Annotated in this window: 13 protein-coding genes; 8 read left to right on the top strand and 5 right to left on the bottom strand. The window is 74.5% G+C overall.

What is annotated here, in order from left to right; genetic code table 11:
* The first annotated feature begins 41 nt into the window (after nt 1-41).
* Complete coding sequence (locus ACIRQ9_RS39275; protein ID WP_404185255.1) at nt 42-899, top strand: DMT family transporter; 858 nt, start codon at nt 42-44, stop codon at nt 897-899.
* Between the two features lie 19 nt (nt 900-918).
* On the opposite strand, the gene ACIRQ9_RS39270 is transcribed toward ACIRQ9_RS39275, so the two are convergent.
* Nucleotides 919-1,500: a TetR family transcriptional regulator gene (locus ACIRQ9_RS39270; RefSeq protein ID WP_351328507.1), complete on the bottom strand. Its 582-nt coding sequence runs from the start codon at nt 1,498-1,500 to the stop codon at nt 919-921.
* Between the two features lie 114 nt (nt 1,501-1,614).
* Here ACIRQ9_RS39270 and ACIRQ9_RS39265 point away from each other — a divergent pair, with 114 nt between their 5' ends.
* Entirely contained in the window at nt 1,615-2,814 is a 1,200-nt protein-coding gene (locus tag ACIRQ9_RS39265) for an MFS transporter (RefSeq protein ID WP_404185252.1), read from the top strand.
* A 27-nt stretch (nt 2,815-2,841) separates the two neighbouring features.
* Here ACIRQ9_RS39265 and ACIRQ9_RS39260 read toward each other — a convergent pair whose 3' ends face one another.
* Together ACIRQ9_RS39260 and ACIRQ9_RS39255 are read right to left on the bottom strand one after the other, a co-directional pair.
* Complete coding sequence (locus tag ACIRQ9_RS39260) at nt 2,842-3,924, bottom strand: dipeptidase (protein ID WP_404185249.1); 1,083 nt, start codon at nt 3,922-3,924, stop codon at nt 2,842-2,844.
* The gene (locus ACIRQ9_RS39255; RefSeq protein ID WP_404185246.1) at nt 3,921-5,234 is read right to left on the bottom strand and encodes an amidohydrolase family protein; all 1,314 of its coding nucleotides are present in this window, start codon (nt 5,232-5,234) and stop codon (nt 3,921-3,923) included. The genes ACIRQ9_RS39260 and ACIRQ9_RS39255 overlap by 4 nt, the downstream gene beginning before the upstream one ends.
* Before the next feature lie 297 nt (nt 5,235-5,531).
* Between ACIRQ9_RS39255 and ACIRQ9_RS39250 the strand changes: the two genes are divergently transcribed.
* The 4 genes from ACIRQ9_RS39250 to ACIRQ9_RS39235 all read left to right on the top strand — a co-directional run bounded on the left by ACIRQ9_RS39250 (nt 5,532) and on the right by ACIRQ9_RS39235 (nt 9,556).
* On the top strand, nt 5,532-6,293 hold the full coding sequence (locus tag ACIRQ9_RS39250) for an IclR family transcriptional regulator (protein WP_404185243.1): 762 nt from the start codon (nt 5,532-5,534) through the stop codon (nt 6,291-6,293).
* A 5-nt stretch (nt 6,294-6,298) separates the two neighbouring features.
* Nucleotides 6,299-7,246, top strand: a complete 948-nt coding sequence (locus tag ACIRQ9_RS39245) for an ornithine cyclodeaminase family protein (RefSeq protein ID WP_404185295.1) — start codon at nt 6,299-6,301, stop codon at nt 7,244-7,246.
* A gap of 90 nt (nt 7,247-7,336) precedes the next feature.
* Complete coding sequence (locus ACIRQ9_RS39240) at nt 7,337-7,774, top strand: MarR family winged helix-turn-helix transcriptional regulator (protein WP_404185240.1); 438 nt, start codon at nt 7,337-7,339, stop codon at nt 7,772-7,774.
* 60 nt (nt 7,775-7,834) lie between these two features.
* Nucleotides 7,835-9,556, top strand: a complete 1,722-nt coding sequence (locus tag ACIRQ9_RS39235) for an MFS transporter (RefSeq protein WP_404185237.1) — start codon at nt 7,835-7,837, stop codon at nt 9,554-9,556.
* 306 nt (nt 9,557-9,862) lie between these two features.
* Here the strand turns inward: ACIRQ9_RS39235 and ACIRQ9_RS39230 are convergent, their stop codons facing one another.
* Both ACIRQ9_RS39230 and ACIRQ9_RS39225 read right to left on the bottom strand, forming a co-directional pair.
* Nucleotides 9,863-9,994: a hypothetical protein gene (locus ACIRQ9_RS39230; RefSeq protein WP_404185234.1), complete on the bottom strand. Its 132-nt coding sequence runs from the start codon at nt 9,992-9,994 to the stop codon at nt 9,863-9,865.
* Between the two features lie 86 nt (nt 9,995-10,080).
* Nucleotides 10,081-11,322, bottom strand: a complete 1,242-nt coding sequence (locus ACIRQ9_RS39225; RefSeq protein WP_404185231.1) for an MFS transporter — start codon at nt 11,320-11,322, stop codon at nt 10,081-10,083.
* A gap of 329 nt (nt 11,323-11,651) precedes the next feature.
* On the opposite strand from ACIRQ9_RS39225, the gene ACIRQ9_RS39220 reads away from it, so the two are divergent.
* Nucleotides 11,652-11,882, top strand: coding sequence for a hypothetical protein (locus ACIRQ9_RS39220; RefSeq protein WP_404185228.1), 231 nt, complete (start codon nt 11,652-11,654; stop codon nt 11,880-11,882).
* 103 nt (nt 11,883-11,985) lie between these two features.
* Nucleotides 11,986-13,395, top strand: a complete 1,410-nt coding sequence (locus ACIRQ9_RS39215) for an RICIN domain-containing protein (protein ID WP_404185225.1) — start codon at nt 11,986-11,988, stop codon at nt 13,393-13,395.
* The last annotated feature ends 260 nt before the right edge of the window (nt 13,396-13,655 follow it).

The raw sequence follows: 13,655 nt of genomic DNA, 5'->3' as shown, positions 1-13,655 counted from the left end.
TTCGAGGAGAGCGCGGGGACCGCTCACGGCATGCTGGAGACATGATGGTGCTCGCCGTGCTCTTCGCCGTCCTGGGCGCCGTCAGCAATGCCACGGGCACCGCCTTCCAGCGGAAGGCCGCGGCCACCCTGCCCGGCGGCGGCGGGCTGCGGCTGCTGCGCGCCCTGGCCCGGCGGCCCGCCTGGGCCGTCGGCATCGCCGGGGTGGCGGGGGCCGCGGTGTTCCAGGCGCTGGCCCTGGTGAACGGCCCGATGGCGCTGGTCCAGCCGCTGTTCATGCTGGAGCTGCCGTTCGCCCTGCTCATCGCCGTGCCGCTGCTGCACCGGCGGCCCGGCCCGCAGGGCTGGTGGGCGATCGCGGTGGTGGTGGCCGGACTGGCCCTCCTGCTCGGCTCGGCGGCCCCGTCCGGCGGCCGGGAACAGGCCTCCATGCAGCGCTGGATCCCGGCGCTGGCCCTGACCGTGGGAGCCATCGCCTGCACCGTGCTGCTGGAACGGTCCTCGTCGTCGCCGCTGTTCCGCGCGGCGGCCCTCGCCTCGGGCGCGGCGGTCGGCAACGCGCTGACCGCCGCGCTGATGAAGTCGGCCACCGGCCGGCTCGCCGACGCGGGCCTGCCGGCCTTCCTCACCACCTGGCAGACCTACGGGTTCGCGCTCACCGGGTCCGCCGCGCTGATGCTCCTGGAGAACTCGCTGCAGGCCGGTCCGCTCGTCGCGTCCCAGCCCGCGCTGACGATCGGCGACGCTGCGGTCAGCCTGCTGCTGGGCGTCGTGCTGTTCGGCGAGTCGGTGCGCACCGGCTGGTGGCTGCTGCCCGAGGTGCTGGGCGCCGGGCTGATCGCCTGGGGTGTGGTGCGGCTGACCCGCGTGGTCCCGCACCTCACGGACGTCGTGCACTGAGCCCCCGCGGAAAGCGGGTTCAGGGGCCGTCGGCGGTGAGCCTCGGCGCGGCGGTGACGATCGCGTGCACGGTCTCGGTGACCAGCCGCCGGTCCAGCGGGGCCTCGTCGAAGGCGCGGTGCATGGGCCAGCCCTCGATCAGCGCGTCGAGCGCGCGGGAGACGCCGGGCGTGAAGTGCAGGGCGAGGCTGTCGCGGCTGCGTTCGAGCCAGGTGCGGGTGGTCGCGGACACCGCCTCGTTGTGGTTGGCGTAGGCGTACATCTCGAAGATGAGCGTCATGTCGCGTTCCGTGGCGTACGCGGGTCCGCAGATCAGCTCGACGACGGCCGCCTCGGCGTCGGCCGTGGAGGCGGCGGACAGCAGGGTCTGCCGGTACAGCCGGGACATGGTGTCGGACAGGCGGGCGAAGGCCTGGGCCAGCAGGTCCGCCATGCCGTCGAAGTAGTACGTCAGCGAGCCGAGCGGCACCTGTGCGCGGGCCGCGATCCTGCGGTGGGTGGTCGTGTGCACCCCGCCCTCGGCGATCACGTCGAGGGCCGCATCCAGGATGCGCTCCTTGCGTCCGGGGTCGTTGGGGATCTCTCGTCGTGTGCCGGTCACGCCCTCAATCTGCCACGGGCGGACCGGAACCGAGTGTGTACAGGCGTACAGACCGGTGTGTACATTCGTACAGACTCTGCACGGACCTCTCGGGCACATCTGGAGCCACCCGCCATGACCGCCGACCTCTCCCGGCGCCGTACCGCCGTCTTCGTCCTCTTCTTCGTCCCCGGCCTGACCATCTCCTCCTGGGTCACCCGCACCCCGGACGTACGGGACCTGCTCCACGCCTCCACCGCGCAGATGGGTCTGATCCTGTTCGGGCTCTCGGTCGGCTCGATGGCCGGGATCCTGTGCTCGGGCGCGCTGGTGGCCCGCTGGGGCGCACGGCTCGTCGTCCTCGCCGGCACCACGGCCATCGCCGCCGGGGCCGCGCTCATCGGCGTCGGGGCGGGCACCGGCACGGGCCTGGGCGTCGCCCTCGGCCTCGGGCTCTTCGGCCTCGGCATGGGCGGCGGCGAGGTGGCCCTCAACGTGGAGGGCGCGGAGGTGGAGCGGCTGCTCGGCCGCTCCACGATGCCCGCCATGCACGGCTTCTTCAGTCTGGGCACCGTCGTCGGCGCGCTCGCCGGCATGTGTCTGACGGCGGTCGGCTTCCCGGTGCTCGTCCATCTCGTCACGGTCGCGGCCGTGGCCCTGGCCGCACTGGCCGTGGTGATCCGGAGCGTGCCCGCCGAGGTGGGCAGGCGGACCGCCGCCGAGCGCCGGGAGCCGGGCGCGGCACGGACCGGCGCGGTGTGGAAGGACCCGGCGCTGCTGCTCATCGGCTGCGTCATCCTGGCGCTCGCCATGGCCGAGGGCACCGCGAACGACTGGCTGCCGCTGGTCATGGTGGACGGGCACGGCTTCGACGCCGCGCTGGGCTCCGCCGTGTACGCCGTGTTCGCCGCCGCCATGACGGTCGGACGCTTCGTCGGCGGCCGGTTCGTGGACCGGTACGGGCGGGCGGCGGCGCTGTGCGGGAGCGCGCTGGTCGGGGCGGCGGGCCTGGCCCTGGTGATCTTCGTCGACAACCAGGCCGTGGCGGCTGCGGCCGCCGTCCTGTGGGGCCTCGGGGCCTCGCTCGGCTTTCCCGTCGCGCTCTCCGCGGCGGGCGACTCCGGCCCGGACCCGGCCGCCCGGGTCGCCCTGGCGGCGACCGTCGGCTACGTCGCCTTCCTGGTGGGGCCGCCCTCCCTCGGCTACCTCGGCGAGCACTTCGGGCTGCGGCACGCCCTGATCCTGGTGCTCGCCCTGGTGGTGGCCGCCGTGTTCGCCACGCCCGCGGCCCGGTCCCCGCGGGGAGTACGGGACGCTGAGCCGGTTCACGGCTGAACAGGCCCGCGCGGCCCGGGCCGGGCCTCAGGCGGCCCAGACGCGGTCGGCGTAGTCGAGGAAGTTGCGGCCGAGGATCTTCTCGACGCGTCCGGAGCGGAAGCCGCGCTTCTCCAGGAGGCGGGCCAGGTCGCGGAACTGGTCGACGCCGCGCAGGTCCACGACGAAGGGGTAGGTGTCGGCCCGTTCGCCGGCCGCGCCGACACCGGCGGCCCGGCGGGCGGCGACGTGTTCGGCGAGCGCCGCGCGGTAGGTGCCGAGGTCGTCCACCGGCGTGGTGCCGCCGTCGGTGCCGATGCCGACGTGGTCCTCGCCGCAGACGTCGACCGCGTGCACGATGTGGTCGACGACGTCGGCGGCGGTGGCGTGCCCGCCCGGGTCGAGGAAGGGCATGAAGTAGATGCCGACGAACCCGCCGCGCTCCGCGACCAGGCGGAGTTCCTCGTCCGTCTTGTTGCGCGGCAGGTCGGCCAGCGCGCGGCAGCCGGTGTGGTTGACGGAGACCGGCTGCCGGGAGTACCGGGCCGCGTCCAGGCAGGTGTTCTCGCCGCTGTGCGAGAGGTCGACCATCAGGTGGTGGTCGTTGAGGGCGTCGACCACCCGGCGCCCGAAGGGCGTCAGACCCCGGTTGGCGGTGGCCATGGAGCCGTCGCCGAGGTGGTTGGCCTGGTTGTAGGTGAGCTGGACGACACGGACGCCGGCGGCGGCGAAGCCGGCGACGCGGGAGTCGACGAGGGCGGGGTCCTCGCCGACGGCGACGGCGTTCTGGAAGCCGTAGACGACGCCGATCCGCCGCTCGCGGTGGGCGCGCCGGATGTCGGCGGCCGTGCGGACCTTCAGCAGGTCGTCCGGGTGGGCGTCGAGGATGCCGTCCCAGACGGCTATCTCGTCGAGCGTGTGCTCGTAGGGCGGCAGGTCGCCCATGGTGTAGCCGAGGGTGATGTTGACGGCGGTCAGGCCGGAGGCGTGGGCGTCGGCGATCGCCCTCGCGTCGACGCTGAGTTCACCGCCCGCGGGGTTGAGCCGCGCGGCGGCGGCCAGCGCGGCGGGCGTGTTGGGGTTGTCCAGCTGCCCCAGCGCGTTGACGATCACGGGGTCGGTGGCGGTCACGCGGTGTCCTTCTCGAAGTCGGCGCGGTCGAAGCGGTGTCCGCGTTTCACGGTGAGGGTGAGGGTGCGCAGGTTGGCGACGTCCTGGAGCGGGTCCTCGTCCAGGACGGCGAAGTTCGCGAGTTTCCCGGCCTCGACGCTGCCCATGTCCGCCTCGGCTCCGGCGGCCCTGGCGCCGGTCAGGGTCGCCGAGCGCAGGACCTCGGCCGCGGGGACGCCGCACCGGCGGGCGAGGAAGGCGAGTTCGCCGTGGAGGGCCGGGAAGGGGTCGCCGGGGTCGGTCTCGAAGTCCGTGCCGCTCGAGACGGCGACTCCGGCGCGGTACGCCTGGGCGGTGACGGCGGCGGCCAGCTCGCTGTTGCGGCGGGCGCGTTCGGCGGACTCGGCGGTGTCGCCGCGGAGTTCGTCGCTGGTCCACATGGACGCGGTGGCGTCGAGGACGGTGCCCCGGCGGCGCATCTCGGCGAAGAGCGCGGCGAGGTCCGGGTCGTCGCCGGCGGCGAACCGGTCGTGGTCCACGTGCGGCTTGGTCTTGTAACTGCTCAGCGGCTCGCCGGAGTTCTCGAAGGCGAGCAGCGTGACGTGGGAGACGCTGTCCACGCCCGCGGCGACGACCTCGCCGGGCGCGGCCGGGAAGACGGCGGCGTGCGCCCAGACGGCGATGCCCTGCCGGTGCGCCTCGGCGGTGACGGCGGCGACGGTCGCGGCGTCGAGGTCGGCGTACACCTTGATCGCGGTGGCGTGGGTGCCGCGGGCCAGGGCCACGGCGATCGTGAGGTCGGTGTCCGGGGTGACGGCCTGCATCCACGGGACGGCGCCGGGCACCGCGCCCCGGGAGACCTCGTGGGTGCGCGGGTCGTCGAAGAAGGAGGGCCCGGCCATGAGCGCGGCGTAGCGGATGTCCGGGCCGGGGATCTCGCCGACCAGGGTGGCCCGGGCCAGGTCGCCGATCTGCCGCAGGTCGTCGGCCATGTCGCGGACGGCGGTGACGCCGCTGTGCACCAGGCGCCGGAGCACCGCCTCGGCCACCGGCCGGTCGGGCGGGGTGGCCAGGTGCTGGTGCGTGTCGATCAGGCCGGGGACCACGAACCGCCCGTCGAGGTCGACACGGGGCGCGTCGGCCGCGATCCGGGGCAGCGGGTCGCCGTCGCCGGTGACGGTGTGGATGCGGGCGCCGTCCGTGACGATCGTGGTGCCCGGTCGGTGCCGGTCGCCGGTGCCGTCGAAGAGGGTGGCGCCGCGGTAGACCGTGACGGTTCCGGCGGGCGGCGCGGCCCAAGGGGTCGGAGCACCCGGGGGCAGTTCGGTCATGGTCACCTTCGGTCCGCGAGACGGTGCATCTGTGAGACGGTGCATCTGTTACGTCCAGCGCAACAGATGTATCGTGTGATGAAAACGCAGGTACTGTACTCCGTGACCCGCGGATCGCCGCAAGGACCCGGACCGGACACGGCACCGGACCGCCGCCGACGCCGGAACCACCGGACGCCACGGCCACGGGACCGGCCGCGGACGCCGCGCCGGCCGCGGACGCCGCCGGACCGGCCGTGGCACACCGGGTCCGGCCGGATGCCGGGCCCGCCGTGACGAGAGGGAAGAGCCGCCGCCATGCCCGTCGCACCCCGTACCGCGCCGCCGCCCAGGTCGGCCGTGGACAAGGCGCTCGACCTCGTCGAGGCCGTATCGCGCGCACCGCATCCCGTCCGGCTGACCGACCTGGCCGCCGAGGTGGACCTGCACCGCGCCACCGCCTACCGGATCCTGCTGGACCTGGTCCGGCGGGGCTGGGTGCTGCGGGCCGGTGACCGTTATCTGCCGGGTGCCGCCGTGCTCCGGATGTCCGCCTCGGCCGCGGGCGGTTCGCTGACCGCGCTGGCCCGCCCGGTGCTGGCCCGGCTCTCCGCGGCGACCTCGATGATGGTCAACCTCCAGGTGCTGGAGGAGGGCGGCGCCCGGGTGATCGACGTGGTCAGGCCCGAACGGCTCGCGATGATCAGCCACTTGCGCGGCGAGCTGCTGCCGGTACGGCGGTTCGCCGGGCCGCTGGCCCTGGTCGCGGCCCTCGAACCCGGGGCGCGGACCCGGTGGCTGGACGGGCTCGGAGAGGAAGCCGGCCACCTGGAGCGCGAGGTGGCCGAGGTGGAGCGGACCGGTGTCGCCGTGGAGCACGGCCGTAACGACAAGCTGGTCGCCTCCGTCAGCCGCGCCGTGGTGCCCGACCCCGGCGCTCCGGTGTGCGCGGTGACGGTGGTGGGGCCCGACGCCGAGTTCGACGGGCCGGGACTCGCCTCCGTGGAGCGGGAGTTGCGCATCGCCACCGACGAGCTGGTGGCGGCCCTCACCGCCGGGGCGACGGAGGGGGGCAGGTGAGCGGCATGCTGGTGCTGGACCACCGTCAGACGGCCGCCGCGCTGCGCCCGGACGCCGTCCTGGACGCGGTGGGCCGGGCCCTGGTCGCCGTCGCGCGCGAGGAGGTGTCCGTCCCGCCGCGGATCGCCGCGCTGACCCCGAACGGCCTGCTGGGCGCGATGCCCGGCTGGGTCCCGGGGCTCGGGGCGGCCGCGAAGCTGGTGACCGTGACCGCCGATCCCGGCCACCCCGGACGCGGTTTCCACCGGGGTCTGGTGGCGCTGTTCGACGAGCACGACGGACGGGCGCTGGCGCTCGTGGACGGCGAGCCGCTGACCGAGGTCCGCACGGCGGCGGTCGCCACCCGCGGCGCGCTGGCCCTGGCCGTACGGCCCGCTCTCGGCCGGGTGGCGGTGATCGGGACGGGCGCGCAGGCACGCGCCCAGCTGGCGCTGCTCGCCGCGGTGCTCCCGGCGGCCCGGGTGACGGTGGCGGGCCGTGATCCGCGGCGGGCCCGCGCGGCGGCCGCCCTGTTCCCCGGCGCACAGGTCGCCCCCGGCATCGAGGACGCGGTGCGCGCGGCCGACGTGGTGTTCTGCTGCACCGGCGCCACCGCACCGGTCGTCCGCCGCGAATGGCTCGCTCCCGGCACCCACGTCTCCTCGGTCGGCGGCTCCCAGGGACCCGAACTGGACGCGGCGACCGTGCGGGACGCGCTCCTGTTCGCCGAGTGGCCCGGCGCGGCCGGCTCCCCGCCGCCGGCCGGCGCCCATGAACTCCAGGACCTCGCTCCCGGAAGGTCGTTGACCCTCCTCGGGTCCGTCCTGGACGGCACCCGTCCCGGCCGGGACGGCGACACCGACGCCCTGACCGTCTTCAAGTCGACCGGCCACGCGGCGCTCGACGTCGCGGCGGTCCGGGTGGCCTACGAGGTGGCACTGGAACAGGGCTGGGGCGTGCGCGTGGACCTGTGACCGGGGACCCGGCAACGGCCTCGGCCCTCCGCGGGAAACCTGCTCCCCGAGGTCTTTGTTTCACACTACACCTAGATGCATAATGCCGTTATGGAGAACGTCGAGGGGTCGCCGGACCAGCTGATGATCGCCGTGGAGCAGCTGGTGCGCCATGTGCGTCACAGCGCCACGGCCGGCGGGCTGAGCACCGCCGCCTCCTCCGCCCTGGCCCGGCTCGGCCGCGAGGGTCCGCTGCGGCTGACCGAACTGGCCCGCGCGGAAGGCGTCTCACAGCCGGGGATGACCCAACTCGTCGGCCGGCTGGAGCGTGCGGGGCTGGTCACGCGCGGCGCCGACCGCACCGACGGGCGCGGCGTCCTCGTCGAGATCACCCCCACCGGCCTCGCCGTCTTCCGCCGACGGCGCGCCGAACGCGCCGACGCCCTGAGGGAGTTGATCGAGGACCTGTCCGAGCCCGAGCAACGGGCCGTGCGCCTCGCGCTGCCCGCCCTGGCCCGGGCCATCGAGGAGCGCCGGGCCCGCGACTGAACCCCGCGACGCCTCCCCCAGGGCCGTCCCGTCCGTCCGCATCCGGAGAGAGGACCGTTGATGAGCGCACCGCACCCGAGGACCGCGAGCCCGTTCAGGCAACCGAAGGCCGTGTGGGCCGTGGCCTTCGCCTGTGTGATCTCCTTCATGGGCATCGGCCTCGTGGATCCGATCCTGCCCGCCCTGGCCACGAGTCTGCACGCCTCCCCCAGCCAGGTGTCACTGCTGTTCAGCAGCTATCTCATCGTGACCGCGGTGGCGATGCTGATCGTCGGCTGGGTCTCCAGCAGGATCGGCGCCAAGCGCACCCTGGTCACCGGGCTGGCGATCATCGTGGTGTTCGCCGCCCTCGCCGGGACGTCCGGCTCGATCAACGGCATCGTCGGTTTCCGCGCTGGCTGGGGTCTGGGCAACGCCCTGTTCATCGCGACCTCACTGGCCGTCATCGTCGCCTCGGCGAGCGGCGGTTTCGGCGGCGCGATCATCCTCTACGAGACCGCGCTGGGCCTCGGCATAGCCGTCGGCCCGCTGCTCGGCGGCGAGCTGGGCGCGATCAGCTGGCGGGGGCCGTTCTTCGGGGTCGCCGTCCTGATGGCGATCGCCCTCGTGGCGACGCTGGCCTTCGTGCCCGCGCTGCCCACACCGGAACGCCGTACCTCGCCCCTCGCGCCGATCAGCGCGCTGCGCCACCGCGGCCTGCTCACCATGGGCGTCATGGCCCTGCTGTACAACTGGGGCTTCTTCACGATGCTCGGCTACGCGCCGTACCCGATGGAGCTGGACGCGCACCAGCTGGGGCTCGTGTTCACCGCCTGGGGGCTGCTGGTCGCCGCGTTCAGCGTCTTCTTCGCGCCGCGCCTGCAGGCCCGCTTCGGCACCGCGCCGGTGCTGTACGCCAACCTCGTCGGCCTCGGCGCGGTGATGGCCGTCATCGCCGCCGGGGTCGGCACGCCCGCGGTGGTGATCGTCGCCGTCATCGCGAGCGGGATCTTCATCGGCGTGAACAACACCCTGACCACGCAGGCGGTGATGGTCGTCTCGCCGGTGGAGCGGCCGGTGGCCTCCTCCGCGTACGGCTTCCTGCGGTTCATCGGCGGCGGTCTTGCCCCGTACGTCGCCGGAAAGCTCGCCGACGCCACCGATCTGAGCGTGCCGTTCTACCTGGGCGCAGGCACCTTCCTGCTGGCCATCCCGGTCCTGGCCAGCGGGCACGGGCTGCTGCGCGACGCCGAGTCCCGGCTCGGCGGCGGGGAGCCGGTCACACCGACGCTGACCCCGGTCGGACGCCGGGTCACGGCCGGCTCCGGGCCGGTCGTCGTGGCGGTCGGCGGCCACGACCGGGCCGCCGCCACCGTCGACGCGGCCGCCCGGCTGGCGCGGGACACCGGCAGTCCGCTGGAGGTGGTGCACGTCCAGCGGACCGCCGTGGTCGAGGAGCAGGCCGCGGACACGGAGACCGCCGAGGAGGCCCGGGCCGCCGTGACCGCTCACCTGGACCGCCTCGCGGCGCAGGGGTTCGCCGCCACCGGTCAGGTCCTGGACAGCGTCGGTGATCACGCGGCCGCCGGCCGGGTGCTGGCCCGGCACGCGGCCGACGTCCACGCCCGTGCCGTCGCTGTCGGACGCTCGCCGCGCGGTCCGCTCGCGCAGTTCGCCGACGGCAGTCTGACCACGGCGCTCGCGCACGCGGCGACCTGCACCGTCGTCCTGGTCGATCCGGCGGACGCTCCTCGCAGGCTGACCGCGTCCGCACTCGTCGAACTGCGCGACACCCCGGCCTGATCCGGCCCACCGGCCGGGTCCGCGGCCCGCGCTCACCGCGGCCTCACCGCGGTCGGTGCCGGGAGTTCCGACGAGGGCCGCGCGGAGCACGAGCGAGCCGCCCGGCCCCACTCCGCCCGGCCCCGTCACAGCGAGCGCCGGCGGGGCCGTAGGCGGAACGGCCCGGAGACCGGCGTCGCCGTCGGCGCGTCCTCCGGGCGGCCGATCCGGCCGCCGTACCGCGTCCTCACCCGCCCGGCGCCGCAGCGGCAGGTTTCGTCGGTGCGTCCGTTCCGCCGGCGCGGGCGTGCCGCACCGGCGGGCGGCTCAGCTCGCCGGGCGGTCCCCGACGGCGCCGACGCCGGTGTCATCGGCCATGGCCAGGGCGGCGTGGCCGTCCTGCGAGGTGACCACCTCGGTTCCGCCGGTCCGGTCGGTGCCGCCGCCTCGGCCGGTCACGCGACCGCGGTCCGTTCCTCCGCCTCGGGCGGTTCCGGCGCCCCGGTCCGTTCCGTCGGTGCGGGCCAGCCGCGCCGACGGGCGGCTCAGCTCGCCGGGCGGTCCTCGGCGGCGCCGACGCCCGTGTCCTCGGCCATGGCCAGGGCGGCGTGGCCGTCCTGCGAGGTGACCACCTTCGAGGGGCGCTCGCCGCGGTCAAGGATCCCGCCCGTGACCGCCAGCGCCAGACCGGCCAGGGCCAGGGCCGCGCCGACCAGGTCGGGGGCCGCCCAGCCCCAGCCCGCCGAGATGACCAGACCACCGAGCCAGGCGCCGGAGGCGTTGGCGAGGTTGAAGGCGGAGTGGTTGGAGGCCGCCGCCATCGTCGGCGCGTCCTTCGCGTTGATCATCAGCAGCATCTGCACGGGGGTGGTGATGAGCGCGCCCATCGCGCCGATGAAGACGACCGTGAGCAGGGCGGGAACGGTGCTGTGGACGGTGAAGTAGAACGTCACCAGCGCGGCCGCCAGCAGGACGATCCCGGAGTACAGCGTCGGGCGCAGCGCCCGGTCGGTGAGCGGTCCCGCGGCCAGCGTGCCCAGCGTCATGCCGACGCCGTACAGCGCGAGCACCCAGGTGGTCGCGGAGTCGGAGATGCCGGTCAGGTGCGTCAGCATGGGCACGAGGTAGCTGTAGACCGCGAAGAAGCCGCCGAAGCCGACGACGGCGGTGGCCAGGCCGATGAAGACCTGCCGGTTGCCCATCGCCCGCAGCTCCCGGCCGACACCCGCCTGCGGGCCGCGCGGCTGGTGGGGCACGAGCAGGCCGAGCGCGGCGAGCGCCACCAGGCCGATGACGGCGACCGCGCAGTAGGCGTACCGCCAGCCCAGATGCTGGCCGAGGGCGGTACCGGCGGGGACGCCGACGATGTTCGCGACGGTGAGTCCGAGGAACACGCTGGAGACCGCGCGGGCCGCCCGATCGGGCGCCACCAGCCGGGAGGCGACGACGGCGCCCACGCCGAACAGCGCGCCGTGCGGCAGCCCGGCCAGGAAGCGGGCGGCGAAGAGCAGGCCGAAGTCCGGGGCCAGCGCCGACGCCGTGTTGCCGACCACGAACAGCCCGGTCAGCAGGAGCAGCAGCCGCTTGTGGGGCACCCGGGCGCCGATGGCCGTCAGCAGGGGCGCGCCGACGACGACGCCCAGGGCGTAGGCGGAGACGAGGTTGCCCGCGTGCGGTACGGAGACGCCGACACCGTCCGCGATCTGGGGCAGCAGGCCCATGGTGGCGAACTCGGTGGTGCCGATTCCGAAGGTGACGACGGCAAGGGCAAGCAGGGCCAGAGGCATGGTGGGAGAGCGAACCTTTCGGGGACGGCGGTCCGGGGGACGGGGAGCGGGACGGGACCGGGAGGTGTCGTGCGGCCTCCGCGGGCCGTCGCGCCGAGCGCCCTTGCCCAGCACACCCCCGAGAACGTGTCAGCGAGACGGGCCGGTCGCGCATTCCTCGATCGGCCGGATCCGCGGGGTGAGCTGTGTCACGGCGGCCGCGGCCGGGGTCACGGACGGCGGCGGGTGGCGGGCGGGATCAGGCGCCGGTGGCCTGCCGGCACTCCGCGCACAGCCCCCACCAGGTAATCTCGCCCTCGTCGACGGTTGACTCGGTCCGTTCGGGGACGGTGGACAGCAACGGCGCGGGTGACGCGCATGCCGGCGGGTTCCTCGCCCTGCTGAGCCAGGGCCTCGACCCCGCTGGGCGCCGCGCGCGGCGCCAACGCGGCGGCGGCCGTGGCGGTGACCCGGCGCCCGCGCGGCCCGGCCCGGCGCCGGCGCCCGACCGCGCGGAGCCGGGCGCGTTCCGCGCGGGCGACCCCCTCGCCGAACGGATCGCGGGCGTCGCGGACCGCTGAGCCGAAACCACTCGATCGGTCGTTGACTATTCGTCATATCCGGTCACGCAGAGGGGAATTCAGCCGGAACCTCTGGCGCGGCGCACGTCCCACCGGATATCTCATGCCTCTGACAGCTTCGGTACCCCGTGTCAGAGTGAAGGGAATTCCCGTGCGACTGCGCCCCCTGCGCGTCCTGTGCTGTTCCGCCGTCCTCGCCGTGTCGGTGCCCGCCCTGCTGCCGGGCACCGCCGCGGCGGCCGTGCCCGCCGCCCCGGTCTACCTGCAGAACGCCGCCACCGGCCTGAACGCGGCCGACAGCGGCGGCACCGTGGCCGCCCGCAACCCCAAGGGCAACGAAGACCACCAGCAGTGGACGGCCGTCGCGGCCGACGGCGGCTACCAGCTCAGGAACACCGACGAGTCCGGCACCTGCCTGGGACGCGGCGGCACCGCCGCGGTGACCGCCGCGTGCGGTGCGGACGGCACCACCTGGAGCATCACGGCCGGCGCCGACGGCACCTACACCGTGGCGGTCCCCGGCACCTCGCAGTACCTGACCGGTTCCGCCTCGGACACCGGCGCCGTCCAGGTGGGCTCCGCGGGCGACCTCGCCCGCTGGTACCTGACCCCGGCCTCGTACGCCACCACGGCGATGCCCTCCGCCGACACCCGCACCCTGGACCAGGTCACCTTCCTGACCGCGCACAACGCCTTCGCCAACGGCTCGGACGGGAACTTCGCCTCGTTCCCCGTCAACCTGTTCCCCAACCAGAACTACGGGATCGGCCGGCAGCTGTCCGACGGCGTCCGCGGGTTCATGCTCGACGACTACACGGTGTCCGGCCGGGCCGTGCTCTGCCACAACAGCTGCGACGGCGTGAGCAACCCCGTACCGCTCGCCACCGACCTCCAGCGCATGGTCGACTTCCTCAAGGCCCGTCCCGGCCAGTTCGCCACGGTCTTCCTGGAGGACTACGCCTCCTCCGACGTGCTGAAGTCCTCCCTGGCCTCGGTCAACGGCCTGTCCGACGTGCTGTTCCGGCCGGACCAGGAGGGCGTCGCCGCCAAGGGGTGGCCCACCATGGCCGACCTCGCCGCCCGCGGCAAGCAACTGCTGATCTTCAGCGACCGCACCCGGGCGGGCGACACCGCGAACGGATGGGCCGCCCGTGACAGCTTCGGCGTGATGTACCAGCGCGAATGGACCGTGGAGAACTACTGGTCCATGGGGGGCGGGATAGGCGCCTCCGACTGGTCCTGCTACAGCCGCTGGGGCACCGACAGACCCCTCACCACCGACTCGGCCGCCTTCCACCCGCTCTTCGTCATGAACCAGTTCCGGGACTACCCGATCGCCTCCACCGCCGCCACCGACAACGGCAAGCTCCAGAACCGGGCCCAGAACTTCTGCACCCCCGCGGCTCGCAAGAAGCCCAACTACCTCGCCGTGGACCGTTACGACACCGGCTCACCCACCCCGCTCACGACCGTCGGCACCCTCAACTCGTACATCCTCGCGCCCGGCCAGTGACCCGACCGGTGTAACGATCGACGTTCTTCAACGCGCGGCAACGCCCGCACGGCCCATGGGTGTTGAAGGCGGACTCCGGGCCAACTCCTTCCGTGCGCCGGCCCGGAGTTCACCAGCCGCCCCTGATGCACCCCACCTCCGGGGGCCCACAGTGACGGCCGGCCCGGCCGCGCGGCCGGGCCCGGCGGCCCCCCCCCCCCCGTCCGCCCCCCCGCGGGCTTTTGAAAAGGAGCACCCAAGGCCGCGCAGACCCCGCGCCG

Origin of the sequence: Streptomyces sp. NPDC101237, assembly GCF_044767465.1 — a bacterium.
In the GTDB taxonomy this organism is placed as follows: Bacteria; Actinomycetota; Actinomycetes; order Streptomycetales; family Streptomycetaceae; genus Streptomyces; species Streptomyces gramineus.
Note: the sequence above shows the minus strand (reverse complement) of the source record. Positions and strands in the feature narration are given on the sequence as shown.

What these genes read in the sequence shown, in the direction of transcription:
- ACIRQ9_RS39245 (WP_404185295.1), top strand. Translation starts at nt 6,299, where the DNA reads ATGCTGGTGCTGGACCACCGTCAGACGGCCGCCGCGCTGCGCCCGGAC.
- ACIRQ9_RS39255 (WP_404185246.1), bottom strand. Translation starts at nt 5,234, where the DNA reads ATGACCGAACTGCCCCCGGGTGCTCCGACCCCTTGGGCCGCGCCGCCC.
- ACIRQ9_RS39265 (WP_404185252.1), top strand. Translation starts at nt 1,615, where the DNA reads ATGACCGCCGACCTCTCCCGGCGCCGTACCGCCGTCTTCGTCCTCTTC.
- ACIRQ9_RS39250 (WP_404185243.1), top strand. Translation starts at nt 5,532, where the DNA reads ATGCCCGTCGCACCCCGTACCGCGCCGCCGCCCAGGTCGGCCGTGGAC.
- ACIRQ9_RS39215 (WP_404185225.1), top strand. Translation starts at nt 11,986, where the DNA reads ATGCCTCTGACAGCTTCGGTACCCCGTGTCAGAGTGAAGGGAATTCCC.
- ACIRQ9_RS39235 (WP_404185237.1), top strand. Translation starts at nt 7,835, where the DNA reads ATGAGCGCACCGCACCCGAGGACCGCGAGCCCGTTCAGGCAACCGAAG.
- ACIRQ9_RS39275 (WP_404185255.1), top strand. Translation starts at nt 42, where the DNA reads ATGATGGTGCTCGCCGTGCTCTTCGCCGTCCTGGGCGCCGTCAGCAAT.
- ACIRQ9_RS39225 (WP_404185231.1), bottom strand. Translation starts at nt 11,322, where the DNA reads ATGCCTCTGGCCCTGCTTGCCCTTGCCGTCGTCACCTTCGGAATCGGC.
- ACIRQ9_RS39240 (WP_404185240.1), top strand. Translation starts at nt 7,337, where the DNA reads ATGGAGAACGTCGAGGGGTCGCCGGACCAGCTGATGATCGCCGTGGAG.